Source organism: Buttiauxella cochleicola (assembly GCF_021282405.1).
Taxonomy (GTDB): Bacteria; Pseudomonadota; Gammaproteobacteria; order Enterobacterales; family Enterobacteriaceae; genus Buttiauxella; species Buttiauxella massiliensis.
Window position 1 is genome coordinate 140,534 of the sequence record NZ_JAJSOU010000011.1, and the last position, 23,280, is coordinate 163,813.

27 protein-coding genes are annotated in these 23,280 nt (G+C 50.8%); 10 read left to right on the forward strand and 17 right to left on the reverse strand.

The genetic code is table 11. The features are described 5' to 3' along the window. Positions 1-87: 87 nt before the first annotated feature. Positions 88-483: a winged helix-turn-helix transcriptional regulator gene (locus LVQ79_RS15880; protein ID WP_232865677.1), complete on the reverse strand. Its 396-nt coding sequence runs from the start codon at positions 481-483 to the stop codon at positions 88-90. Between the two features lie 91 nt (positions 484-574). Here LVQ79_RS15880 and LVQ79_RS15885 point away from each other — a divergent pair, with 91 nt between their 5' ends. The 4 genes from LVQ79_RS15885 to ytfE all read left to right on the forward strand — a co-directional run bounded on the left by LVQ79_RS15885 (position 575) and on the right by ytfE (position 4,207). Next, positions 575-1,423, forward strand: a complete 849-nt coding sequence (locus LVQ79_RS15885) for an SDR family oxidoreductase (protein WP_232865678.1) — start codon at positions 575-577, stop codon at positions 1,421-1,423. Between the two features lie 160 nt (positions 1,424-1,583). Further along, positions 1,584-2,408, forward strand: coding sequence for an AraC family transcriptional regulator (locus LVQ79_RS15890; protein ID WP_232865679.1), 825 nt, complete (start codon positions 1,584-1,586; stop codon positions 2,406-2,408). Between the two features lie 77 nt (positions 2,409-2,485). Then, positions 2,486-3,460, forward strand: coding sequence for a DMT family transporter (locus LVQ79_RS15895; RefSeq protein WP_232865680.1), 975 nt, complete (start codon positions 2,486-2,488; stop codon positions 3,458-3,460). Between the two features lie 84 nt (positions 3,461-3,544). Then, positions 3,545-4,207, forward strand: a complete 663-nt coding sequence (gene ytfE / locus LVQ79_RS15900) for an iron-sulfur cluster repair protein YtfE (RefSeq protein WP_232865681.1) — start codon at positions 3,545-3,547, stop codon at positions 4,205-4,207. 38 nt (positions 4,208-4,245) lie between these two features. Here ytfE and cycA read toward each other — a convergent pair whose 3' ends face one another. Together cycA and bamJ are read right to left on the reverse strand one after the other, a co-directional pair. After that, complete coding sequence (gene cycA, locus LVQ79_RS15905) at positions 4,246-5,658, reverse strand: D-serine/D-alanine/glycine transporter (protein ID WP_151994083.1); 1,413 nt, start codon at positions 5,656-5,658, stop codon at positions 4,246-4,248. A 302-nt stretch (positions 5,659-5,960) separates the two neighbouring features. Continuing rightward, a complete protein-coding gene (gene bamJ, locus LVQ79_RS15910; protein ID WP_034461196.1) occupies positions 5,961-6,581 on the reverse strand; it encodes a BamJ family beta-barrel-assembly machinery protein in 621 nt (206 codons plus the stop codon). A gap of 238 nt (positions 6,582-6,819) precedes the next feature. Here bamJ and LVQ79_RS15915 point away from each other — a divergent pair, with 238 nt between their 5' ends. After that, complete coding sequence (locus tag LVQ79_RS15915) at positions 6,820-7,416, forward strand: OapA family protein (protein WP_232865705.1); 597 nt, start codon at positions 6,820-6,822, stop codon at positions 7,414-7,416. A gap of 70 nt (positions 7,417-7,486) precedes the next feature. On the opposite strand, the gene rplI is transcribed toward LVQ79_RS15915, so the two are convergent. The 4 genes from rplI to rpsF are packed head-to-tail and all read right to left on the reverse strand — an operon-like array spanning position 7,487 to position 8,930. After that, positions 7,487-7,939, reverse strand: a complete 453-nt coding sequence (gene rplI, locus LVQ79_RS15920; protein ID WP_151994085.1) for a 50S ribosomal protein L9 — start codon at positions 7,937-7,939, stop codon at positions 7,487-7,489. Positions 7,940-7,978: 39 nt separating this feature from the next. Beyond that, a complete protein-coding gene (gene rpsR, locus LVQ79_RS15925) occupies positions 7,979-8,206 on the reverse strand; it encodes a 30S ribosomal protein S18 (RefSeq protein WP_002210155.1) in 228 nt (75 codons plus the stop codon). Positions 8,207-8,210: 4 nt separating this feature from the next. Next, entirely contained in the window at positions 8,211-8,528 is a 318-nt protein-coding gene (priB, locus tag LVQ79_RS15930) for a primosomal replication protein N (protein WP_034461190.1), read from the reverse strand. Between the two features lie 6 nt (positions 8,529-8,534). Next, complete coding sequence (gene rpsF / locus LVQ79_RS15935; protein WP_064515710.1) at positions 8,535-8,930, reverse strand: 30S ribosomal protein S6; 396 nt, start codon at positions 8,928-8,930, stop codon at positions 8,535-8,537. A gap of 360 nt (positions 8,931-9,290) precedes the next feature. On the opposite strand from rpsF, the gene yjfY reads away from it, so the two are divergent. Further along, positions 9,291-9,566 carry a DUF1471 family protein YjfY gene (gene yjfY / locus LVQ79_RS15940; protein ID WP_232865682.1) on the forward strand — a complete coding sequence of 92 codons (276 nt, stop codon included), beginning with the start codon at positions 9,291-9,293 and terminating at the stop codon, positions 9,564-9,566. 199 nt (positions 9,567-9,765) lie between these two features. On the opposite strand, the gene LVQ79_RS15945 is transcribed toward yjfY, so the two are convergent. The 6 genes from LVQ79_RS15945 to ulaA are packed head-to-tail and all read right to left on the reverse strand — an operon-like array spanning position 9,766 to position 14,182. Beyond that, a complete protein-coding gene (locus LVQ79_RS15945; protein ID WP_232865683.1) occupies positions 9,766-10,455 on the reverse strand; it encodes an L-ribulose-5-phosphate 4-epimerase in 690 nt (229 codons plus the stop codon). Next, entirely contained in the window at positions 10,442-11,308 is an 867-nt protein-coding gene (locus tag LVQ79_RS15950) for an L-ribulose-5-phosphate 3-epimerase (RefSeq protein ID WP_232865684.1), read from the reverse strand. The genes LVQ79_RS15945 and LVQ79_RS15950 overlap by 14 nt, the downstream gene beginning before the upstream one ends. A gap of 9 nt (positions 11,309-11,317) precedes the next feature. Next, complete coding sequence (locus LVQ79_RS15955) at positions 11,318-11,974, reverse strand: 3-keto-L-gulonate-6-phosphate decarboxylase UlaD (protein WP_232865685.1); 657 nt, start codon at positions 11,972-11,974, stop codon at positions 11,318-11,320. Between the two features lie 23 nt (positions 11,975-11,997). Next, complete coding sequence (gene ulaC / locus LVQ79_RS15960) at positions 11,998-12,456, reverse strand: PTS ascorbate transporter subunit IIA (RefSeq protein ID WP_151994090.1); 459 nt, start codon at positions 12,454-12,456, stop codon at positions 11,998-12,000. 9 nt (positions 12,457-12,465) lie between these two features. Next, positions 12,466-12,771, reverse strand: a complete 306-nt coding sequence (gene ulaB, locus LVQ79_RS15965; protein WP_151994091.1) for a PTS ascorbate transporter subunit IIB — start codon at positions 12,769-12,771, stop codon at positions 12,466-12,468. A 13-nt stretch (positions 12,772-12,784) separates the two neighbouring features. Beyond that, positions 12,785-14,182: a PTS ascorbate transporter subunit IIC gene (gene ulaA / locus LVQ79_RS15970; protein ID WP_232865686.1), complete on the reverse strand. Its 1,398-nt coding sequence runs from the start codon at positions 14,180-14,182 to the stop codon at positions 12,785-12,787. Between the two features lie 370 nt (positions 14,183-14,552). Between ulaA and ulaG the strand changes: the two genes are divergently transcribed. Together ulaG and ulaR are read left to right on the forward strand one after the other, a co-directional pair. Next, positions 14,553-15,617, forward strand: coding sequence for an L-ascorbate 6-phosphate lactonase (gene ulaG / locus LVQ79_RS15975; RefSeq protein WP_232865687.1), 1,065 nt, complete (start codon positions 14,553-14,555; stop codon positions 15,615-15,617). Positions 15,618-15,712: 95 nt separating this feature from the next. Further along, the gene (gene ulaR / locus LVQ79_RS15980; protein ID WP_232865688.1) at positions 15,713-16,468 is read left to right on the forward strand and encodes an HTH-type transcriptional regulator UlaR; all 756 of its coding nucleotides are present in this window, start codon (positions 15,713-15,715) and stop codon (positions 16,466-16,468) included. Here the strand turns inward: ulaR and yjfP are convergent, their stop codons facing one another. Then, on the reverse strand, positions 16,469-17,194 hold the full coding sequence (gene yjfP, locus LVQ79_RS15985) for an esterase (RefSeq protein WP_232865689.1): 726 nt from the start codon (positions 17,192-17,194) through the stop codon (positions 16,469-16,471). A gap of 194 nt (positions 17,195-17,388) precedes the next feature. On the opposite strand from yjfP, the gene bsmA reads away from it, so the two are divergent. Both bsmA and LVQ79_RS15995 read left to right on the forward strand, forming a co-directional pair. Further along, entirely contained in the window at positions 17,389-17,718 is a 330-nt protein-coding gene (gene bsmA, locus LVQ79_RS15990) for a biofilm peroxide resistance protein BsmA (RefSeq protein ID WP_232865690.1), read from the forward strand. A gap of 154 nt (positions 17,719-17,872) precedes the next feature. Further along, entirely contained in the window at positions 17,873-18,148 is a 276-nt protein-coding gene (locus tag LVQ79_RS15995) for a YdgH/BhsA/McbA family protein (protein ID WP_034461185.1), read from the forward strand. 50 nt (positions 18,149-18,198) lie between these two features. Here LVQ79_RS15995 and LVQ79_RS16000 read toward each other — a convergent pair whose 3' ends face one another. The 3 genes from LVQ79_RS16000 to rnr form a co-directional block, all read right to left on the reverse strand. Further along, a complete protein-coding gene (locus tag LVQ79_RS16000) occupies positions 18,199-19,833 on the reverse strand; it encodes an isovaleryl-CoA dehydrogenase (RefSeq protein WP_232865691.1) in 1,635 nt (544 codons plus the stop codon). Positions 19,834-19,936: 103 nt separating this feature from the next. Further along, entirely contained in the window at positions 19,937-20,668 is a 732-nt protein-coding gene (rlmB, locus tag LVQ79_RS16005) for a 23S rRNA (guanosine(2251)-2'-O)-methyltransferase RlmB (protein WP_154152004.1), read from the reverse strand. Positions 20,669-20,801: 133 nt separating this feature from the next. Continuing rightward, positions 20,802-23,270 carry a ribonuclease R gene (gene rnr / locus LVQ79_RS16010; RefSeq protein ID WP_232865692.1) on the reverse strand — a complete coding sequence of 823 codons (2,469 nt, stop codon included), beginning with the start codon at positions 23,268-23,270 and terminating at the stop codon, positions 20,802-20,804. Positions 23,271-23,280 lie beyond the last annotated feature (10 nt).

Genomic DNA, 23,280 nt, shown 5'->3' on the forward strand with positions numbered 1-23,280 from the left:
TTGAGCGAGTTCCTGGGAGCTTGCACGAGCAAGTGACCGGGTGAGCGAATGCAGCCAACGCATCTGGCGCTTGAAAGATGAAGGTTATCAGGCGTCTCGCTCACTGCGGGACGCCATTACTCTCGGCAAATTCCCTTCAATCCAATCGGCTAGCTCCGCCACTTTCTCGGCCACTTCAAAACCCAACGGCGTCAGGCTGTATTCCACATGCGGCGGCACAACCGGGTAGGATTTTCGATTTACAAAACCGTCGGCCTCAAGCCATTGCAGCGTTTGCGCGAGCATTTTTTCACTCACACCGCCCATCTTGCGGCGCAGGTCGCTGAAACGATGAGTCCCACCCTGCAAGGCCACCAGAATCAACACGCCCCAGCGGCTGGTGACGTGCTTTAACACATCGCGCGACGGGCACTGCTCAGCAAATAAATTGCCATCACGCATTTGCTCAGTTAACGACAGCGGACGGATTTCAATCTCACTCATTTCATACTTACCTTTTTGTGCGTACTTACTTTAAGTTAGTGCTGGTGATAGTGTGGCACAACTTAACCAGAACACCCACAGGAGATTTATCATGATCGCGATTACCGGCGCTTCCGGCCAACTGGGCCAACTCGTTGTTGAAGAATTACTGAATACCGTTGCGGCTAACCAATTGGTTGCCATCGTGCGTAACCCGGCAAAAATTCAATCATTTGCTAACCGTGGCGTGCAGGTACGAGCTGCCAGCTATGAAGATAAAGCGGCTTTGGTGCAAGCGCTGAATGGCGTGGAAAAACTGCTGCTTATCTCTTCAAGTGAAGTTGGTCAGCGTGCAGTTCAGCATCGCAATGTGATTGATGCAGCCAAAGAAGCAGGCGTGAAACTGATTGCCTACACAAGCCTGTTGCATGCAGACTCCTCGCCGCTGAGCCTTGCCGATGAACATATCGCCACCGAAGAAATGCTAAAACAATCCGGCATTCCATTCGTACTGCTGCGCAACGGCTGGTATACCGAAAACTATCTCGCCAGCGTACCGCCTGCTCTGCAACATGGCGTGTTTATTGGCAGCACTGGCGAAGGCAAAATCGCTGCGGCAGCACGTGCTGATTACGCCGCAGCAGCCGCTAAAGTCATGACTCTGGACAACCAGGCGGGCAAGGTTTACGAACTAGCGGGCGACCACGGCTGGACGCTGTCTGAGCTGACTGCTGAGTTGACCAAACAGAGCGGAAAAACCGTGGTGTATCAGAACTTGCCGGAAGCTGATTTTAAAGCAGCATTGCTCGGTGCTGGTCTGCCAGAAGGGCTAGCAGCAATGTTGGCAAACTCTGACGTTGGCGCATCCAAAGGTGGTCTGTTTGATGATAGCCACCAGCTAAGCACCCTGATTGGCCGCCCAACCACTCCGCTTGCAGAGAGCCTGCGCGCGGCGCTGTAAATGTTAACTTTCCGTTAAAGCTGAAGATCCTATATCCTTAATAATTCGAGTTGCAGGAAGGCGGCAAGAGAGTGAGTCCCGATGAGCTTACTGTAGTAAGTGATTCGGGGGAGCAAACGTAGCCAACGCATCTGCAACTTGAAGTATGAAGGAGATTAATGTGCAAGGCGTTCCTGAACTGTTCAACGATGAAAAAGACATTGCTCAATTCCGGCATTTACCACAATTGCCCGGCGTTGAGCTTTATCACGCCCATATTTCGCGTTACGCCTTTGAACCGCACACTCACGAAGCTTTCGGTATTGGCACGGTGACGCGAGGCGCAGAACGCTTTCGCTATCGTGGTGTTCAACATGTTGCCGCGCAGGATTCGCTGGTGCTGATGAACCCGGATGAATTGCACACCGGCGAAGCCGCCACGGAAGACGGCTGGCAGTACCGCATGATTTATCTCGAGCCGGAACTGCTTGAAAGCGTGACCGGCTCGCGCAACTGGTCGTTTAGCGATGTGGTTAAACACGATCCGCTGCGTGCAGGTTGTATTTCACAATTAATTAATGGCTTGTGGAGCGAAAGCGATTCGCTGACCCAGCAAGGTTTGTTGCTGAATCTTATCGAAACTTTCCAGCCTTACGCTCAACATCAGGCTGGCGGAACGCCAGAGTCCGCACACCGCTTTGAACAAATTCGGGACTATCTGCACGATAACTATATGCAACCGGTAACGCTTGATGAGCTCGCTGCCGTGGTTTCGCTTAGCCCTTATCATTTTCAACGCATGTTCAAAGCACACTTCCACGTCACCCCCCATCAGATGCTAATGGCGATCCGTCTTTGGCACGCTAAGCGATTACTAACCAGTGGGATGCCTGCCGCGCAAGTGGCCGCTGCCAGCGGATTAACCGATCAGGCACATCTGACTCGCGCCTTTTCCCAGCGTTATGGCATCACGCCCGTTCGCTATCAAAAACAGGTCACCCGTTAGCTAAACCGCAAGCTGGTACAATATTTTTGATCCCGCCACACCTACACTCATTCCAAAGACATTATTGGATATAGAAGATGTTAACTGGAGTGCTGTACGCCCTGCTCGCAGGGTTGATGTGGGGGCTGATTTTCGTCGGACCGTTGATTGTTCCTGATTACCCGGCTGCCATGCAGTCGACCGGGCGTTATCTGGCGCTGGGCTTTATTGCGCTGCCGCTGGCCTGGTTTGGCCGCCAGCGCTTGCGCCAACTGACACGTTCGGATTGGTTTACCGCGCTGAAGCTTTCTACCGTCGGCAATCTCATTTATTACGTGTGTCTCGCGAGCGCCATTCAGCGTACCGGCGCGCCGATTTCGACCATGATTATCGGCACGCTGCCGGTGGTGATTCCAGTATTCGCCAACCTGCTTTACAGCAAACGTGACGGCAAACTACCGTGGCGTCGACTTGCGCCTGCACTGGTGATTATCGCCCTGGGTCTTGTGATGGTAAATACTGCAGAGTTACGCACCGGGCAGCTTGATTTCAGCTGGTGGCGATATATCAGCGGCATCAGCCTGGCGTTTATTTCAGTCGCCTGTTGGGCGTGGTATGCGCTGCGTAACGCCTGTTGGCTGCGCGAAAACCCGGATAAAAATCCGCTGATGTGGGCGACGGCGCAGGGACTGGCGATTCTGCCCTTTTCACTGATCGGGTACATCGCCGTCTGCCTGTGGATGTCGCGCACCAACACTGATTTCACCCTACCCTTTGGCCCGCGCCCGGAAGTGTTTTTAACACTGATGTTAGCCATCGCACTGTTCTGTTCCTGGCTCGGCGCGCTATGCTGGAACATCGCCAGCCAGCGTTTGCCTACCGTTATCGTCGGCCCGCTGATTGTCTTTGAAACGCTCGCAGGCCTGGCTTACACCTTTATGCTGCGCCATAGCTGGCCACCTCTGCTGACATTGCTGGGGATTTTTTGCCTGGTGATTGGCGTGGTGATGGCTGTGTTGACCAAACCGCAGAAAAACACGCTCGCTGAAGTGGTTGTCGTGACGGACAAATAGCGCCTTACCTCGAAATAGTCATAGCGCCAGATTAAAGATGCATTTAATATGCATCTTATATTATCGACAACGAGGTATCTGCTCATGGCTTTTCGCGATCAAGCTTTAGGTGAACTGGCTTTAACTATTCCGCGCGCTTCGGCGCTGTTCCGTAAATTGGATCTCGATTTCTGCTGTGGTGGTAAACAGACGCTTGAGCGTGCCGCAACGCGCAAAGAGTTGGATCTCGAGGCGATCGAAGCCGAGCTTGCTGCTCTTGCTGAAGAACCCACTGAGAAAGAGTGGCGCACGGCACCGCTGGCGGAAATCATCGACCACATTCTGGTGCGCTACCATGACCGCCACCGCGAACAACTGCCAGAGCTGATTCTTCAGGCCACCAAAGTTGAGCGCGTGCATGCCGATAAGCCTAACGTACCGAAGGGGCTGGCGAAGTATCTCACCATGCTGCATCAGGAACTCAGCAGCCATATGATGAAAGAAGAACAGATCCTGTTCCCTTTGATCAAGCAAGGCATGGGTTCACGGGCGACTGGCCCAATTAGTGTGATGGAAAGTGAGCATGATGAAGCGGGTGAATTGCTGGAAGTTATTAAGCACACCACCAATAACGTGACGCCGCCACCAGAAGCCTGCACGACCTGGAAAGCGATGTATAACGGAATTAATGAGTTGATTGACGATCTGATGAATCACATCAGTCTTGAGAATAACGTGCTGTTCCCACGGGCTTTGGCTGGGGAATAAAGGTTAATCCCCCTCACCTGTGGCGAGGGGGATTATGATTACTTACGCATTGCCGCGATGCGCTTCTTGCCGATAAACATCCAGCACACACCTAACAACACAAACCACAATGGCGTCACGATCAGTGCCTGGCGGGTATCAGTTTCCAGCGTCAACAGCACAATCACAAACACGAAGAACGCCATACACATCCAGCACATAAACTTGCCGAGCGGCATTTTGTAGATCGATTTCTCGTGCAAATGTGGGCGCTGTTTGCGGTACACCAGGTACGAGCAAAGAATAATCGTCCAGACGAACATAAACAGAATCGCCGACACGGTAGTTATCATGGTGAACGCCGCAATCACGTTCGGGTTCACGTAAAGCATCACCACGCCACCCAGCAGGCAAATACAGGAGAAGGTCAAGCCCTTCGCCGGAACTGCGCGCTTAGAGAGTTTGGCGAATGCTTTCGGTGCCATACCATCTTGTGCCAGGCCAAACAGCATACGGCTGGTTGAGAACACTCCGCTGTTGGCAGAAGAAGCCGCAGAGGTCAGCACCACAAAGTTGATGATACTCGCGGCGGCAGGCAGGCCCACCAACACAAACAGTTCAACGAACGGGCTCTTATCCGCGACAACGGAACGCCATGGCGTCACCGACATAATCACGATCAGCGCAAACACGTAGAACATGATGATACGGATCGGAATCGAGTTGATGGCTCGTGGCAGAGATTTTTCCGGGTCTTTGGTTTCTGCTGCCGTCGTTCCCACCAGCTCAATACCCACAAACGCAAATACCGCTATCTGGAAGCCTGCGAAGAATCCGCTGATGCCTTTCGGGAACCATCCGCCGTCATTCCACAAGTTGTTGATGGAAGCCTCTACGCCAGACGGGGAATGGAAGTTGGTTAAAATCATCACCAGGCCGATAACGATTAGCGCAACGATGGCGACAATTTTAATCATCGCAAACCAGAACTCCATTTCGCCGAACATTTTCACCGTGGCCAGATTCAGGCTCAGCAGCAAAACAATCACCGCGAGCGACGCCACCCAGTCCGATAAGCCGGGGAACCAGAACTGTGCGTAGGCAGTTATCGCCACGACGTCCGCCATGCCGGTGACCACCCAGCAAAACCAGTAAGTCCAGCCGGTAAAATACCCCGCCCACGGGCCGAGTAAGTCCGCTGCAAAATCGCTAAATGACTTGTATTCGAGGTTTGAAAGCAGCAGCTCGCCCATCGCGCGCATCACGAAGAACAGCATAAAGCCGATAATCATGTATACGAAGATGATGGATGGACCTGCGAGGCTAATCGTTTTACCGGAGCCCATAAACAGGCCGGTTCCGATGGCGCCACCGATGGCAATAAGCTGAATATGGCGGTTGGTTAAATTACGCCGCAGAGACTGTTCTGACGGCTCTTCAGCCACGTCAGAAACCTTTATCTGATCTACCATGTTGTATTTTTCCTGTACCTGTCTGTTGTGTTCAGGCTCTACCGGCCTTTATAAAAATTAAAATAGTGAGGATGTGATGTTGTTGTTCCGGGGAACTCAAAGATAGTAGGGAAGAATTGGCAGGATGAATACTAAGAAAGAAATTATTTGTTAATTTAATGTTTGTTTTGAGTGCAAAATCACGACTATAAAGTGAGCGACCTCACAAAAACACTCAGGAAGGTAGCGTTTACCAGATAAAATCACGCTAATTTTGTTAACCACCAAATAAAAACCCCGCCGAAGCGGGGTCGTTCGAACGCTTACAGAATTTCCAGCAGTTCAACTTCAAAAACCAGAGTGCTGTACGGAGGAATTGACGCACCCGCGCCACGCTCACCGTAAGCCAGGTTATGAGGAATAGTCAGTTCCCACTTTGAGCCAACTGGCATCAGAGTCAGAGCTTCAATCCAGCCTGCGATAACGCCGCTAACCGGGAATTCAGCTGGTTCGCCACGTTGTACGGAGCTGTCGAACACAGTGCCATCAACCAGTTTGCCGGTGTAATGCACGCGAACGTGATCTTTACGCGCTGGGATTGGACCAGTACCTTGAGTCAGAACACGGAATTGCAGGCCAGATTCGGTGCTGCTCACGCCGTCTTTCTTCAGGTTTTCTTCGAGGAATTTCACGCCTTCAACAGCCAGTTCTTTCTGGCGTTCCTGGCGAACGGCGTCGGCACGTTCGTGAACTTCACGCAGTGCGCGATGAACTACATCAACCGGAACTGCCGGGGCATTCCCTTCCAGCGCATCACGCAGACCAGCCACCAGTGCTTCTGGCAGCAGGCCTTGCAGACCAGATTCACTCAGTTGTTGACCTACCTGTAAACCAATACCGTAACTTGCTTGCGCTTCGACGCTGTCAAAAGAAGGGGTCGTCATGGGATTTCCTTTAATGGTATTTAAAAGCAAGCCCGCAGCATAGCAGCGTCAACCTGACGGGTAAAATGCAAAAGCGGCAAAGGTGACAAATGCAGGCGAAACAGGAACAATGGTTTAAGTGAGCGTGAAATTGCGGTTGAGAATCACGTTACGCGGGATTATTCAGCGCATCAAACAGTTAGCGTTCTATAATGGAGTGGGTAAATGTACAGAGCACGTTGTGTGGAAATGAGGAGTGTTGCCGATGCGATTCGCTGTTAAACCCTGGCTTGCGCGGATTTGGCATGCACCCGACAATTTCCGGTTGATGGATCCACTGCCGGTGATGCACCGCCGTGGCATTATTATTGCGGCGATCGTGGTTGTACTCGGCTTCCTGTGGCCTACACCTGATGCCCCTACTGTGCCAGTTACGCGCGATGCTCAACTTTCTATTGAGTCACAATCCCCAATTCGTGCCCACTTAGTCAACCCGCCAGAGAACTCAGCTCCTGTCGAACCGTCACGTGTTGAAGAGCAACCACAGGCAGAAACGCAAGCGCCTGTGCCGCATGAGAATAACGATATTGACCAGCAATGGCGTTCTTACCGCGTAGAGTCCGGGCAAACTATGGCGCAGCTGTTCCGCGATCATAATTTACCGCCCGCTGATGTTTATTCGATGGCGCAGGTAGAAGGTAGCAACAAACCACTGAGTACTTTGCAAACCGGGCAGATGGTGCAGATTCGCCAGAATGCAAATGGTGTAGTGACGGGGCTGACAATTGATATTGGCAACGATCAGCAAGTGCTATTTACACGTCAGCCTGATGGCAGTTTTGTACGGGCGCGCTAATTTTTTAGCCGGTTCAGAAATGCAAAACGCCGGCACGAGGCCGGCGTCTTTACGTGTGAATCAGCGTAAATTACGCTTCAGCAACAACGTTTACAATCAGTTTAGCGAATACATCGCTGTGAACCTGGAAGTCCACTTCGTGCTCACCAGTGGTACGCAGAACACCGTTCGGTAAACGAACTTCGCTCTTAGCCACTTCAACGCCAGCTGCAGTTACTGCATCAGCGATGTCGCGGGTACCAATGGAACCGAACAGTTTACCTTCGTCGCCAGCTTTAGACGCGATAGTAACAGTTTCGAGTGCGTTGATCTTCGCAGCGCGAGCTTCAGCAGCAGTCAGAACGTCAGCTAATTTAGCTTCCAGTTCTGCACGGCGTGCTTCGAAGAATTCAACGTTTTTCTTGGTAGCAGGAACAGCTTTACCCTGTGGTACCAGGAAGTTACGAGCATAGCCCGCTTTAACGTTAACCTGATCACCCAGGCTACCCAGGTTTGCTACTTTATCAAGCAGAATAACTTGCATTACCTTATCCTCTCAAAGTCGTTAATGGACAGTGGCCGATTACTGATGACGATCAGTATATGGCAACAAAGAAAGGTAACGAGCGCGCTTGATGCAGCGAGCCAACTGACGCTGGTATTTTGCACGAGTACCGGTAATACGGCTCGGGACAATTTTACCACTTTCAGTGATGTAGTTTTTCAGTGTAGCGATATCTTTATAATCAATCTCTACAACGCCTTCCGCGGTGAAACGGCAGAACTTGCGACGACGGAAATAACGTGCCATTAGGCTAGTCTCCAGAATCTATCAAATCAATCTGCTCGGCATGCAATACCACTTTGTTCAGACCATTTTTTGCCTGATGGCAACTAATGAAACCTTGAACTGTGAGTACCGTGCCGACCGTTATACTTTGAGTAATGGCTGAGTGTGCGTGCCCGCTAATAATGACTGGCATACGGCACCACGCCTGCCGATCTAAACCGGCTTCCTTTTGCACAGAACGGTGCTCAAGCACGAACTGGCAATGAGGAATTCCTGACGGGCTGACCTTGCGAAGAGGCGTCTTGCACACTGTGCCAGACAACACCAGGCGGTTGGCCGTCATTGGAAATTACTCTTCAGAATCCCCAGCATCCGCATCATCAGCAGTTTCGCTAGCGAAGTCATCGCGACGATCACGACGTTCGTCTTTAGCTTTAACCATTGGTGAAGCTTCGGTTACAGCGTGCTTAGTACGCATAACCATGCTACGGATAACGGCGTCGTTGAAGCGGAAGTTAGTTTCCAGCTCATCGATCACTTCCTGCGGAGCTTCAACGTTCAGCAGAACGTAGTGTGCTTTGTGCAGTTTGTTGATCGGGTAAGCCAGTTGACGGCGGCCCCAGTCTTCCAGACGGTGGATCGTACCTTCTGCTGCAGTGATTGCAGTAGTGTAACGTTCGATCATACCCGGAACCTGTTCGCTCTGGTCAGGATGGACCATAAAAACGATTTCGTAATGACGCATCGAATTGCTCCTTACGGATTATTCAGCCTCCTGTCAGGGTCAGCCGCGGCCCATGGAAGCAAGGAACGTGTTTATAAAGGCGGCTGAAAAAATTGACGCGTAATCATACAAGCGGAGCCCAGTAAACTCAAGGTTATATGGAAATTAATTCTTTTGCATGAAGGCTAAATTTCTAACAAGCGCTAACTCAGTGAAATCTATAACTTTGACTTGGATCACTTAAAATTTTTGACCAACATCATCAGAAATGGTCGCTTTTTATCCAACCCTAAGGGTTTACACTTATTGCCATAGGCCGCCACTATTTATTAACAGGAGCGACGACCGCAGCTGACACATTAAGTTGTAGTGGAGCGGATTATGAAAATTACAGTTTTAGCCTTTCTGGCGGCGATTTTGCTTAGTTCAAATGCAGCTGCCGCGATCAAGATTGATGGTCGCCAGGCACAAAATATGGATGATGTGATGAGCCTTGGGGTTATTTATATCAACCATAACTTCGCGACAGAACAGGAAGCTGAAGTTGCTATCCATGAGGATGCAGATCAGCACAATGCAAAGTACTACCACACTATTTTGATGAGAGAACCCGGTAGTAACGGCAATATGCGCGTAAGCGCTGACATTTACCGGTAGCAGAATGCAATGAGGTAATGAAGTAAGGCGTTAACACCAGGAATACCACAACGACATAGAAAGCCAACGTTTGACTTGCCCCCGCTTGCGGGGGCTTTTTTATACGCTTCATACTGAAATTTAAAGAGAGTTGGAGCCCGCGCAAATGCGATTTAAAAGGCCAAAGCCATGTGCCTGTAACTTCAATTATCTCGCGTATTTATCTTCCCTGCCCGTAATAAGCGTTCGGGCCATGTTTGCGCTGAAAGTGTTTGTTCATCAAATAACTGTCGATAGGTTTAAGTGCCGGATTAATCCCACGAGCAATCCACGCCATTCGCGCCACTTCCTCCATAACCACCGCGTTATGTACTGCGTCTTCGGCTGTTTTCCCCCATGCAAACGGGCCATGTTGATAAACCACGACGCCGGGCGTGTGCAGAGGGTGATGGCTACCTAAGGTTTCGATAATCACTTTGCCGGTATTTAGCTCATATTCGCCCTGCACTTCGTCGATAGTTAATGCGCGAGTGCAGCGAATATCACCAAAAAAGTAATCAGCATGTGTCGTGCCAAGTGCCGGAATACTTAGCCCAGCCTGCGCCCATGCGGTGGCATGGGTAGAGTGAGTGTGAACAACGCCGCCGAGTTCGGGATATTGCCTATATAGTGCGAGGTGTGTCGCGGTATCAGACGAAGGGCGGCACTTCCCTTCAATCACCGCACCGTTCATATCGACTATCACCATGTCGTCAGCAGACATCTGCTCATAGGCCACGCCGCTTGGCTTAATCGCAATGCATTGCCGCTCGCGGTCGATACCGCTGACATTCCCCCAGGTGAAGGTCACCAGACCATGCCGTGGAAGCGCCATATTCGCCTCAAAAACCTGCTGTTTAAGATGCTGCATAATCAGCCTCCAGCAAACCGGCAGTTGCCATGCGAGCGAGCACCCAATCACGAGCAGCGATAATTTCAGCAACCGGATCTACCGCAGCTTCACTCCACATTTCAATCAAATATGGGCCACGGTAGCCACTGCGTTTTAAGGTCGCAAAGCAATCCTCAAACGCCACCACGCCGCTGCCGAAGGGAACATTTTTGAACACGCCGGGCTTCGTGTCTTTTACGTGAACCGCCACAATGTGCCCGCGCCCTGCCTCCAACTCCATTTGCACGTCGTTATCCCATGCGGATAAATTGCCGATGTCCGGATACAACTGGAACCAAGGGTTATTCAGGTAATGCGCGTAACCCATCGCTTTGCTGATGGAGTTCATCAGCGGGTAGTCCATGATTTCCATTGCCAGTGTGACCTGGGCGCGGCTCGCCATTTCAACAGCCTGAGTCAGGCCTTCACGGAAACGGCGACGGGTTTCGTCGTTGGCTTGCTGGTAATAGACATCGTAACCCGCCAGCTGAATTACGCGTACGCCAACGTCTTGCGCAAACTTGATGGCTTTACGCATGATCTCCAGCCCATGGTTACGAATTTCGTCATTTTCACTGCCTAGTGGATAACGGCGATGCGCACTCAGGCAGATAGAAGGAACGCGCACCCCGGTATCCGCGATGGCTTGTACCAAGGAAAATCGCTGTTCGCGACTCCAGTCAAGCCGTGCGAGGCGTTCATCAGTTTCATCAATCGACATCTCGACAAAATCGAACTCCAGACTGGCAGCGAGTTGTAGCCTTTCCCGCCAGCACTCCCCGGCAGGAAGCGCCTTTTCGTAAATACCCAGCGGCACTTGCTTATTCAACATGAGCAGTCCTTATCCCCAAAGCTGGGCGATAGCACGTTTGAACTGGCGAGCCGCATCTACAGGTGAGGCTGCATCACGAATGCTGCGCCCGGCAATAAATACATGAATCGGAATGCCTTTAAACAGCGGTAAATCTTCAAGCGCAAGACCACCCGTAACCGTCACTTTAAACCCCATATTAGCCAGGCGTTTGATTGCGCTAATATCCGTTTCGCTCCAGGCAACGCCCGCAGCTTGCGCATCACGGCTGCGGTGATAAACCACTTGTTCGATGCCCGCAGCACGCCACTCCTGGGCTTGTTCCCACGTCCAGAAACCTGTCAGCTCGATTTGCACATCACCGTTAAATTCACGGGCCACTTCCAGCGCACCTTTAGTGGTGTTGATATCGGCACAGCAAATCACCGTAACCCAGTCAGCATGCGCTTCGAAACACATCCGCGAGAGGATTTTCCCGGCATCCGCAATTTTGGCATCGGCCAGTACAATTTTATGTGGATAGAGCGCTTTGAGGTCACGCACCGCGCGCACGCCTTCGCCCACGCAAAGAATGGTTCCTACTTCAATAATGTCGACTTCTTCAGCGATCAGGCGCGTAGTTTTGTAAGCGTCTGATAGGGTCTGGTTATCTAGCGCAACTTGCAGCATCGGTAATGAATGAGACATAAAAAGCTCCTTAAACTGTGGGCCTACGCCGTAGCGCGATCAATTAAATCCAACACTTCCTGCGCGGTGCGGCAGGCGCGTAAACGATCAAAATTGGCTTCATCTTCAAATAGATTAACGATCTGCATGATGCCGACCTCCTGATGTGTAGTGGCATCAACAGCAGCCATGGTAATAAGAATATCCACCGGGTCGTTATCTTCGTGGTTAAACACCAGCGGGGTTTTCAGCGTTACCAGAGAAAAACCGGTACTTTTGACCCCTTCTTCTGGCCGACCATGTGGCATAGCAAGACCAGGGGCAATTACGAAGTAAGGCCCGTGTTGTGCGACGCCATCCAGAATCGCCTGGTAATAGCGCGGCTCTACAACATCCGCTTTTACCAGCAGGTCAACGCCCAGCTTGACCGCGTCCTGCCAGGTTTCCGCCTGCGCCTGAAGTAAAATTGAGTGGTTATCAGCCAATGAGTCACGAAGTTTCATGGTGCCTCTCTATTTTAGATCCTGCGGGAAGTGCGCAGTAATCACTTCCATCAGCTTTGGTCCAAAGTCCGCAGCCGAAAGCATGTTGCGCACACCCACCACATATTTATTGCCTACCACAGTGATTTCACCAGCAATGTGCGTTGAGGCGATAATGACATCGGCACCGCTCAGTTCGCTTTTGTACTCACCCACCGCGCAGCTGTTTACTGAGTGATTGACGCCCTGCTGCGTCAGGAACTGATCCACCTTCATTTTCATGATCATGGAACTACCCTGCCCGTTACCGCATACCGCCAGAATTCGTACCGTCATAATCCAGATCCTTTTAGTGGGCAGATGACTCTGCCAGATGTTTTTCTGCATCTTCCTCGGCGCGAAGAGTGCGCCCGGCGAAGAACATGTAAATCAGTGCAATCACGATAACCACCCCCATAAACCACAACCCAAGCGTCAGCCCTTGCATTAATGGTGGTGCAAGAATCGACCAGTCAGCCATGCCCATCCAGGCGCTTAATCCGGTGAGTTTGATGGCCCAGACACAGCCAAAGATTTCAATAATGCCCATCACCAGGCAGATTTTTAGCGCCGCGCGCCAGCCGCCAAAGTGGTTGGCAAACACGCCAATGGTGGCGTTAGAGAAGAACATTGGGATAAAGCCTGGGATTATCATGATGGAAGAACCGAGTCCGATAAGAATGCCGACGGCAATCAACTGGCCGATGGTTCCCCAAATGAATCCCCACACCACTGCGTTTGGTGCGAAGCTGTAGATAGCTGCGCAGTCGATGGCGAGAACCGCCCCTGGAATTAAGCGCTGTGAGATACCGTTAAAGGCTTCGGACAACTCTGCGACGAACATTCTCACGCCCTGAACGATGATGAAAATCGCCACCGCGAACTGGAAGCCGGTTTGTAGAATGTAGATAGTCCAGTGAGTTTTACCGGCCATCGCCTGCATAACATCGATGCCGAATGAGCAAAGGATCACGCCGAAAAACAGCGTCATAACAATGGCGGTGGAAACGATGTTGTCGTGGAAGATGTTGAGCCAGCCCGGTAATTTAAGATCTTCAACACTCTCCTCTTTTTTACCTAGATACGGTGCGATTTTGTAGGCAATCCACGAAGCGAATTGTTGTTGGTGACCGATAGAAAAACCGCTGTTTTCCGTCACGGCTTGTGTCGGTTTATACATCATGTTGGAGGTGATACCCCAATAGAGGGAAACCAACACCGCGGTGCAAATGATGGTTGTCCACATTGGGTAGCCGAGGATAAAGAAGAACACGGCAATGAGGCCCGCTTGCTGGAACATGATGTGACCAGTCAGCATGATGGTGCGGATCCCCGTAATACGCCGTAGCAACACATAAATAATATTGAGTGCCAGAGCCAATAACACGGCGTATCCCACCCAACTGTAGGCGTCGCCCATTCTTTCGACCGTCGCCATCATCGATGCATAAGTATCTGAAATAGCGCCGTTAATCCCATAAACCTCAGACATCTTCGCGACAACGGGTTTAAACGTGCCGGTCAAAATCCCGGAGCCTGCCTGCAGCAACATAAAGCCGATAATCGTTTTGATGGTGCCTTTGATAATTACGCTGACGCTTTTACGCAAAAGCACATAGCCCAGACAAGTCACAATCCCTAGTAGCAAAGGGGCGTTTGTCATTACCTGGTTAAAGAAAATGATAAAGCCGTTGTAGAGGATCTCCATAAAGCTCTCCGTAGGGTAGTCGCTCCCTGTTTCGATCAGAAAACAGGCGGAAGTAATGTTCGCCCTCACTCTATTTGTCAAAAATAATCACAACAAGATTGAAAATGATTATTTGTGAGGAAGTACGCAATTTATTTTCCACAATTACACTGCGGTTAATTCCCAGCAATCAAAAAAGACAAATAAACCTTAAAAAACATATAAATATAAAAACAAACCTCTTTCATCCTTTTCATTTAATAAGTGTTTAAAGGTGAAATCCACAAAATAACCTGTCAGAAAAAACTTCTAAATTTAAAAATTTGATGTCAATATAAATCACAATTTGATCACTTGTGATTATTGATTCTAAATGGATAGGAGAAGGCTGATGAGTAAGGTTGAGACGATTACCCGTGAATCCTGGATTTTAAGCACCTTCCCGGAATGGGGTAGCTGGCTGAATGAAGAAATTGAGCAGGAAGTGGTTGCCCCTGGAACCTTCGCCATGTGGTGGTTGGGCTGCACGGGTATCTGGTTGAAATCCCAGGGTGGTGCGAATATCTGCGTTGATTTCTGGTGTGGTACCGGTAAGCAAAGCCACGGCAATCCGCTGATGAAACAAGGCCACCAGATGCAGCGCATGGCTGGGGTGGAAAAATTGCAGCCCAACCTGCGCACCACACCGTTCGTGCTCGATCCTTTCGCTATTCGCAATATTGATGCGGTACTTTCAACACACGATCACAACGATCATATCGACGTGAACGTGGCGGCCGCAGTGATGCAGAACTGTGCCGATGATGTGCCATTTATTGGGCCGCAGACCTGCGTTGATTTATGGATTGGCTGGGGTGTTCCACGCGAGCGTTGCATCGTAATGAAACCCGGTGATGTCGTGAAAGTGAAAGACATTGAAATTCATGCGCTAGATGCTTTCGATCGTACCGCGCTGATTACGCTTCCTGCTGATGAAAAAGCGGCGGGTATATTACCTGATGGCATGGATAAACGCGCAGTCAACTATCTGTTCAAAACCCCTGGTGGCAACCTTTACCACAGCGGAGATTCTCACTATTCCAACTACTACGCAAAACATGGCAATGATCATCAGATTGATGTCGCACTCGGCTCTTACGGCGAGAACCCACGCGGGATCACCGACAAAATGACTAGTGCTGATATTTTACGCATGGCGGAGTCATTGAATACCAAAGTGGTCATTCCGTTCCATCATGATATCTGGTCGAATTTCCAGGCCGATCCGCAAGAGATCCGTGTGCTGTGGAATATGAAGAAAGATCGACTGAAGTATGGCTTTAAGCCATTTATCTGGCAGGTGGGTGGCAAATTTACCTGGCCGCTGGATAAAGATCAGTTCGAATATCACTACCCACGCGGGTTTGATGATTGCTTTACTCATGAACCGGATCTGCCGTTTAAGTCCTTCTTGTAATGTTGTGAAGCCGGGTCAATATCCGGCTTTTCCTTTAGGTATTCCATCTGATTTCAAATATCATCTTTAAAAATCATCTCTCATCGGAAAAATTCATGACCGAAGCACAACGCCACCAGATCCTGCTCGAACTGCTCCAGCAAACAGGATTTGTGACTGTCGAACAAGTGATGGAACGCCTGGCGATCTCTCCGGCGACCGCACGGCGTGATATTAATAAGCTCGATGAGAGCGGCAGACTGAAAAAAGTCCGTAACGGTGCCGAAGCCATTAGCCAGCAGCGCCTGCGCTGGACGCCAATGAATATTCATCTGGCGCAAAATCACGATGAGAAAAGCCGTATTGCCAGTGCTGCATCAGCGCTCGTCAAACAAGGTGAAAGTGTCGTGATCAACTGCGGATCGACTGCTTTTTTACTCGGCCAGCAGATATGTGGCAAACCAGTGCAGATCATTACTAACTATCTTCCGCTGGCTAATTACCTTATCGACGAAAATCATGAAAGTGTGGTGATCATGGGCGGGCAATATAATAAAAGCCACTCCATTACCCTTGGGCCGCAAGAAAACGAGACTTCGCTGTATGCCGGGCACTGGATGTTTACCAGTGGCAAAGGGCTGACGTCTGAAGGACTTTATAAAACGGATATGCTAACCGCAATGGCAGAGCAAAAGATGCTGGGCGTCGTGGGTAAGCTGGCTGTATTGGTCGATAGCTCAAAAGTAGGGCAACGCGCGGGTATGCTCTTTAGCCGCACGGAGCAGATTGATTTAGTGATTACCGGTAAGCAAGCAAACCCTGAAGTGGTCAAAAAACTTGAAGATCAGGGTGTGCAAGTGATTCTGGTGTAATTAAAGGTTCTCACTAAAGAAGCGGCTGGCGGCATCCAGAGCCGTTGGCGTAATGCGGTGCTTGACGCCTGGTTCCCGTAAGCAGATCAGTTGCTTATCCAGCCCCTTCTCAACTAGCGCTTGCTGCAAACGCCATGTCTCAGCCGCTGGAACAACATCATCATCCTCGCCGTGCCACAGCAAAAGTGGCCGGTTACCGATGCTTTCTAGCTGATGGCTGATGTCATATTCGGCGAGTGCATTGAGTGATTCAGCCTCTTCCGCTCGTGGTGAAAATAGCGTTTGCCCAAGCGACATAAAATATCCCGATCCCATCAGGCATGCCACGCAGCGAACTTGCGGATAACGCGCCATAATACCAAGAGCCGTCATGCCTCCCATTGAAGCACCACCCACAGCAACTCGTCGCTCATCTACGGGATAGCGTTCAGATAAAGCCTGATAAAGCGGCGAAAACTCATCAATGTTGTGTTTAAGAATCGACCAGAATTGATACAGCCGCGCGGTGTCATCGCCATTAAATCGCGCACCGTGTTGCTCGGCATCGGGCATAATCACGCGCATTCCAGCCTGAGCAAGAGCGACCGCAAAGTAACTGTAAACCAGTTTAGAGGAAGTAAAACCGTGATAGAAAAATACCACCGGGAGTTTGCACTCTTTTTTCCCGGAGGGCACAGCGTGGAGAACTTCAATGCCCGCAAGCTGTTCGGTATATATTTCAATCATGATATTAGCCCTATATTGGTGTGATATATCCTTTGTATGTCAGGGTCCTGTGGATGGCAAGTCATTGATGGGTTGTGATTATTGTTCACTATGAGATCTGCTTAGCGATTTTCATTCGAAAGTGATTAAAAAGCGCGGGGAAGCTAACAAAATGGGAACATTCCCTCTTCTCAGAAAAAAACCGGGGCTACACTATGGCTATTAAGAGACGAGAAACGATCATGCGATTGCTATCAGCTGTGTTACTTGCGACCACGCTCAGTGCTTGTAGCGTGTTACAAGGGACACCACAACCAGCGCCGCCTGCAACCGGAACCCCTCAGGAAATCCAGCGTTACCAAACGCAGGGTTTGACCAAAATAGGGACGGTGACAACACTTGAGCACGGCTCTCCGATGGACGCAGAACGAGCGCTAGAAGAGAAAGCTGTTGCAGCCAAAGCGGATTATTACGTCATCGTGCTAAACGATGAGACGGTAGTACCTGGTCAGTGGTATGCCCAGGCCATTTTGTACCGTAAGTAATTTAGCACTGTGTTTAATTTATGCATATTTACATAGCTTTGCGTCAATTGATCGTTTGTTATGCACAATGAACCTCAGCCAACGGACAGGTCTGAAGTTCACCCACGCGAAGGATTGCCCTGCTGATTTAGGGTAAGTATTAAAGGAGCTAATTATGAAACGATCGCTTGCCTTAACCTCATTACTGCTGTCCGTGGGGCTAATCACAACGTCGGCACAATCGGCAGAAGATGTTGCCGCAGATTGTGTGACGGGTTTGAATGAAATCGGCATGATTTCTGTGAATGGTATTGCCGGTAGCGTGCAAGATGTAGAGAAAGTCATTGCCCTGAAGGCTGACGAACATGGAGCATCATACTATCGCATCGTTAAAATGCAGGAAAACCAGCTTGCTGAAGGCTGGCGTGTACAAGCCATTATTTATGCATAAATAAGCCAGCGGCCATTGATACTCCCCTTTATGGCGCTGGCTTTTTTGTTCTATCCTGTGCGGCCTGTCGCTCTGAGTAGTACATCAATAAGTACCTGATTCGGTAAAACACTTTCCCCCCGCGAGTCCAGCATCATACGGCACCAGGCTTCACCTAACGGTGGAGAGAGATGCTGTAAAACCTGGGTACCTGTCGCCAGAAGAGCCAGCATTCGGGTAACTTCCCTGCCCCATTCCTCTTGTGGCTTACGAAGCCGCTGTTGCAACTGCCGCCAGCTACGATCGAAATGCCGATTTTGCCCTTTCACTTCGTCAAACTCCGCATGCAACATCTCCATCGCACCGGGATGTTTGGCCAGAACACGCAGCACATCAAGGCTCATGATATTGCCCGATCCTTCCCAGATACTATTCACCGGCATTTCACGGTAAATGCGTGGCAACTCGCTATCTTCGCAATAACCCATTCCCCCAAGCACTTCCATGGCTTCCGCGACAAAGGGGATACCCGATTTGCAGACGCTAAATTTAGCCACAGCCGTAAACAGCCGACTATAAGCCAACTCATGCGGATTACCGGGTGATTCCCAGGCGCGGGCCAGACGAAACAGAAACGCCGTTTGCCCTTCAAGTTGCAAAGCCATACGCCCCAGAACCTGGCGCATAATCGGCAGGTCGATCAGCATCTTGCCGAATGCCTGACGTTGGTGTGCATGATATAACGCGACAGAGAGCGCCCGGCGCATCAGGCCATGGCTGCCAAGTGCACAGTCAAAGCGGGTATAACCACCCATTTTGAGAATTGAGCGAACTCCCTCACCTTCTTCACCGATAAGCCACGCCGTAGCATCGCAAAATTCAACTTCGCTGCTGGCGTTGGAGCGGTTACCGAGCTTGTCTTTCAAACGCTCGAAACGAACCTGGTTACGTTGCCCATCGGGTAAAAATCGCGGCAGGAAGAAACACGAAAGGCCGCCTTTCGCCTGCGCCAGAATCAAATGCGCATCGCTTTGTGGAACGGAGAAAAACCATTTGTGGCCGACTATGCGATACATTTCACCAGGGCCGCGTTTATCGATCGCCTCTGCACGCGTGGTGTTGCTGAGCACATCTGAGCCCCCCTGCTTCTCAGTCATGCCCATACCGATGAGCAGGCCACGTTTTTGAGCGCCAGGTGAGAGGTGCGCATCGTAACGATCGCTGAGTAGCGGCTTCAGCCACGGCTGAAACTCTTTGGGTAGATGCTTAAGTAAGAGAGGAGTGGCACCAAATGTCATGGTGATAGGGCATAACGTTCCTGCTTCCACCTGCGCATGCTGAACAAAGCGCGCAGCACGGGCCACAAACGAGCCTTGCCTGGCATCTTCCTGCCACGGCAAATTGTGTACCCGATTGGCACACAGCCCTTGCATTAGTAAATGCCAGGCAGGATAAAAGCGCACATCATCGAGCCGCTCACCGCTGGAATCATAGCGGAGTAATTCAGGCGGATTGGCATTCGCCAGGCGGCCGAGCTCCAGTGATTCAGCTGAACCCAGTTGTTGGCCGATACTTGCCAGAAGTTCCGCATCCCAGCCAGCCCCTTCACGGGCTACAGCCTCGGTTAACGAGATATCAGAAAGAAAAAGGTTACTGTTGTTGAGGGGTATTGGTTGGTTAAAAACGGTATGAGTTTGCCAGCGCATCGTGTTCCCTCCCATTAATGGCAATGCCATTAGTATGGACGGTGACAGCGCTTATGCATGGAGAGGGATCACAAAGCGGGGTGCGAAAGCACCCCACAAGAAATTAACTGCGTTGACGCACAGCTTCGAACAGGCAAATACCGGTCGCGACGGAAACATTCAATGAAGAAACGGTTCCAGCCATTGGGATGCTAATCAGCTCATCGCAATGTTCGCGAGTCAGACGACGCATACCTTCCCCTTCAGCGCCCATCACCAGCGCCATTGGGCCGGTCATTTTGCTCTGGAACAAGGTGTGGTCTGCTTCACCCGCGGTACCGACGATCCAAACGTTCGATTCCTGCAATAAACGCATAGTTCGAGCCAGGTTGGTCACACTGATAAGCGGAACATGCTCAGCTGCACCACAGGCCACTTTCTTGGCAGTAGCGTTCAGTTGTGCAGATCGGTCTTTCGGTACGATAACCGCATGTACGCCGGCAGCATCTGCGCTACGCAGGCAAGCACCGAGGTTGTGCGGGTCGGTAACGCCATCCAGAATCAGCAAGAATGGCTGTTCAAGACCTGCAAGCAGGTCCGGAATATCATTTTCCTGATACTGACGACCCGGTTTCACGCGAGCAATAATGCCCTGGTGCACAGCGCCTTCAGATTTTTCATCCAGCCATTGGCGGTTTGCCATTTGAACCGGAACACCCTGGGCTTCCAGCGCATGAATTAAAGGCATCAGACGTTTGTCTTCACGGCCTTTAAGGATAAAGACTTCCCGAAAACGCTGGGGGGCGTTATCAAGTAGCGCCTGGACGGCGTGAATGCCGTAAATCATTTCACTCATTACTGTTACTCATTTCAGGTGCTGATGCACCAGTGTTAATTTGCTCGTAAATGTCGGATGTCGCTTACGCTAATCCGACCTACGAAAAGCAGTTTCAGGGTGGATAAACAAAGTATCATCCACCCTTTCAAGGCTAACTCGGCTGCTTTTTCGCTGCCCGCTTAGCTTTCGTTGCTGCCGCTATCTTACGAGTTTTATCCGATGGCGTTTTTGGTTTCTTCACCTTCGGTTCGGCGCTTTTCTCGATTTTTTTGTCGGCTTTCGCTTTCTTCGGCTTCGCAGGGCCTTTCTCTTTACGGAAAGCACTGTCTGACTCGAAGTTTACGCGTTTGCCAGCTTGACGACGTTTCGGTCCGTTGCCGTTAGCGCCTCTTTTCGCTTTGTCTTTCTCAGTTTTACCCGCACCGCGAGGTACGCGAGTACTAGAGAGCAAAGCAAAATCAATCTTGCGCTCGTCCATGTGAACGGCTTCAACGCGCACTTCTACACGGTCACCCAGGCGATAAGTCTGACCGCCGGATTCACCAATCAGGCGTTGCCCAACCTGGTCAAAGCGGTAATAGTCGTTATCAAGAGTAGAAACGTGTACCAGGCCGTCGATAAACAGATCGGTCAGGCGGACAAAGAAGCCAAAACCGGTGACGCTTGCGATAATGCCAGTAAAGGTATTACCAACTTGATCCTGCATAAAGTCGCATTTCAGCCAGTCGGCAACATCGCGTGTGGCTTCATCGGCACGGCGTTCAGCCATGGAACAATGCTGGCCAAGTTGCAGCATCTCTTCCATGTCATAGTGCCAGCCGCCAGACTCGGTGCTGTTACCCTTATGGCCCTGCTCTTTCGCCAGCAGATACTTAATTGCACGGTGTAACAACAAATCCGGATAGCGGCGAATCGGCGAGGTAAAGTGCGCATAAGATTGCAGCGCAAGGCCAAAGTGACCACGGTTTTCTGGATCGTAAACCGCCTGTTTCATGGAGCGCAGCAGCATAGTTTGCAGCATTTCATGATCCGGACGATCGGCAATCGAGTTCAGCAGTTCTGCGTAATCACGCGGTTCAGGCTTCTGCCCTCCCGGTAATTCCAGACCCAGTTCAGCCAGCACAGAACGGAACGAGGTGATCGCTTCGTTGGTTGGACGATCGTGGTCGCGGAACAGCGACGGTTCGTTATGTTTTTCAACAAAGCGAGCGGCTGCAATGTTCGCGAGGATCATGCACTCTTCGATTAGCTTATGCGCATCGTTACGTACAGTTTGCTCAACGCGCTCGATGCGGCGTTCAGCGTTGAAGATAAACTTCGCTTCTTCACTTTCAAACGAGATGCCACCACGCTCTGCGCGAGAAACATCCAGCACTTTATACAGGTTATGCAGCTCTTCGATGTGCTTAACCAGCGGCGCATACTGCTCACGAAGTTCCTGATCGCCCTGCAACATATGCCACACTTTGGTGTAGGTCAGACGCGCATGGGAACTCATTACCGCTTCGTAGAATTTAGAGCCTGTCAGGCGACCCGTTGCAGATATAGTCATTTCGCAGACCATACACAGACGGTCAACCTGTGGATTGAGCGAGCACAGGCCGTTGGACAGCACTTCCGGCAGCATCGGGATAACCTGCGACGGGAAGTAAACTGACGTGCCGCGGTTACGCGCTTCTTTATCCAGTGCGGTTGGCGGGCGAACGTAATAACTTACGTCAGCAATCGCAACCCACAAGCGCCAGCCGCCGCCACGTTTTTTCTCACAAAATACGGCGTCATCGAAGTCACGCGCATCTTCACCATCAATGGTCATGAGTGGCAGATCACGCAAATCTACGCGGCCAACTTTGGCCTCTTCTGGCACTTGCTCCTTCAGGGAAGCAACCTGGGCTTCAACTTCTGGTGGCCAGATATAAGGGATTTCGTGGGTGCGCAGCGCCATATCGACGGCCATGCCGGTGCCCATGTTGTCGCCAAGAAGCTCAACAATTTTACCAACCGCTTTGGTGCGGCGAGTTGGACGTTGGGTGAGTTCAACCACTACCACAAAGCCCATACGTGCACCCATTACCCCTTCTGGTGGGATAAGGATATCGAAGCTCAGACGGCTGTCGTCTGGCACCACGAAACTGATACCCGCATCGGTAAAGTAGCGGCCAACAATTTGCCCGGTTCTTGGCTCCAGCACACGCACAATACGCGCTTCGCGACGGCCTTTACGGTCAGCACCCAGCGGTTGCGCCAGTACGATGTCGCCATGCATACACATTTTCATCTGTTCAGATGAAAGGTAGAGATCGTCTTTACGACCTTCTACGCGCAGGAAGCCAAAGCCATCGCGATGACCAATAACTTTGCCTTTGAGCAAATCAAGACGTTCTGGAAGGGCATAGCACTGGCGACGGGTAAAGACCAACTGTCCATCGCGTTCCATGGCTCGCAAACGGCGACGCAGCGCTTCAAGTTGTTCTTCACCAGTAATATTTAGTTCTTCAGCCAGTTCGTCACGATTGGCTGGTTTTTCACGTTTGGAGAGATGAGCGAGAATAAACTCCCGGCTTGGGATCGGGTTTTCGTATTTTTCGGCTTCTCGTTCCTGAAAAGGATCTTTTGACATTGCGGTTCCT

Bases quoted from the DNA above. Each gene is read 5' to 3' on its own strand.
- LVQ79_RS15880 (WP_232865677.1), bottom strand. From the start codon at position 483: ATGAGTGAGATTGAAATCCGTCCGCTGTCGTTAACTGAGCAAATGCGT.
- LVQ79_RS15885 (WP_232865678.1), top strand. From the start codon at position 575: ATGATCGCGATTACCGGCGCTTCCGGCCAACTGGGCCAACTCGTTGTT.
- LVQ79_RS15895 (WP_232865680.1), top strand. From the start codon at position 2,486: ATGTTAACTGGAGTGCTGTACGCCCTGCTCGCAGGGTTGATGTGGGGG.
- ytfE (WP_232865681.1), top strand. From the start codon at position 3,545: ATGGCTTTTCGCGATCAAGCTTTAGGTGAACTGGCTTTAACTATTCCG.
- cycA (WP_151994083.1), bottom strand. From the start codon at position 5,658: ATGGTAGATCAGATAAAGGTTTCTGACGTGGCTGAAGAGCCGTCAGAA.
- bamJ (WP_034461196.1), bottom strand. From the start codon at position 6,581: ATGACGACCCCTTCTTTTGACAGCGTCGAAGCGCAAGCAAGTTACGGT.
- rplI (WP_151994085.1), bottom strand. From the start codon at position 7,939: ATGCAAGTTATTCTGCTTGATAAAGTAGCAAACCTGGGTAGCCTGGGT.
- rpsR (WP_002210155.1), bottom strand. From the start codon at position 8,206: ATGGCACGTTATTTCCGTCGTCGCAAGTTCTGCCGTTTCACCGCGGAA.
- priB (WP_034461190.1), bottom strand. From the start codon at position 8,528: ATGACGGCCAACCGCCTGGTGTTGTCTGGCACAGTGTGCAAGACGCCT.
- rpsF (WP_064515710.1), bottom strand. From the start codon at position 8,930: ATGCGTCATTACGAAATCGTTTTTATGGTCCATCCTGACCAGAGCGAA.
- yjfY (WP_232865682.1), top strand. From the start codon at position 9,291: ATGAAAATTACAGTTTTAGCCTTTCTGGCGGCGATTTTGCTTAGTTCA.
- LVQ79_RS15945 (WP_232865683.1), bottom strand. From the start codon at position 10,455: ATGCAGCATCTTAAACAGCAGGTTTTTGAGGCGAATATGGCGCTTCCA.
- LVQ79_RS15950 (WP_232865684.1), bottom strand. From the start codon at position 11,308: ATGTTGAATAAGCAAGTGCCGCTGGGTATTTACGAAAAGGCGCTTCCT.
- LVQ79_RS15955 (WP_232865685.1), bottom strand. From the start codon at position 11,974: ATGTCTCATTCATTACCGATGCTGCAAGTTGCGCTAGATAACCAGACC.
- ulaC (WP_151994090.1), bottom strand. From the start codon at position 12,456: ATGAAACTTCGTGACTCATTGGCTGATAACCACTCAATTTTACTTCAG.
- ulaB (WP_151994091.1), bottom strand. From the start codon at position 12,771: ATGACGGTACGAATTCTGGCGGTATGCGGTAACGGGCAGGGTAGTTCC.
- ulaA (WP_232865686.1), bottom strand. From the start codon at position 14,182: ATGGAGATCCTCTACAACGGCTTTATCATTTTCTTTAACCAGGTAATG.
- ulaG (WP_232865687.1), top strand. From the start codon at position 14,553: ATGAGTAAGGTTGAGACGATTACCCGTGAATCCTGGATTTTAAGCACC.
- ulaR (WP_232865688.1), top strand. From the start codon at position 15,713: ATGACCGAAGCACAACGCCACCAGATCCTGCTCGAACTGCTCCAGCAA.
- yjfP (WP_232865689.1), bottom strand. From the start codon at position 17,194: ATGATTGAAATATATACCGAACAGCTTGCGGGCATTGAAGTTCTCCAC.
- bsmA (WP_232865690.1), top strand. From the start codon at position 17,389: ATGGCTATTAAGAGACGAGAAACGATCATGCGATTGCTATCAGCTGTG.
- LVQ79_RS15995 (WP_034461185.1), top strand. From the start codon at position 17,873: ATGAAACGATCGCTTGCCTTAACCTCATTACTGCTGTCCGTGGGGCTA.
- LVQ79_RS16000 (WP_232865691.1), bottom strand. From the start codon at position 19,833: ATGCGCTGGCAAACTCATACCGTTTTTAACCAACCAATACCCCTCAAC.
- rlmB (WP_154152004.1), bottom strand. From the start codon at position 20,668: ATGAGTGAAATGATTTACGGCATTCACGCCGTCCAGGCGCTACTTGAT.
- rnr (WP_232865692.1), bottom strand. From the start codon at position 23,270: ATGTCAAAAGATCCTTTTCAGGAACGAGAAGCCGAAAAATACGAAAAC.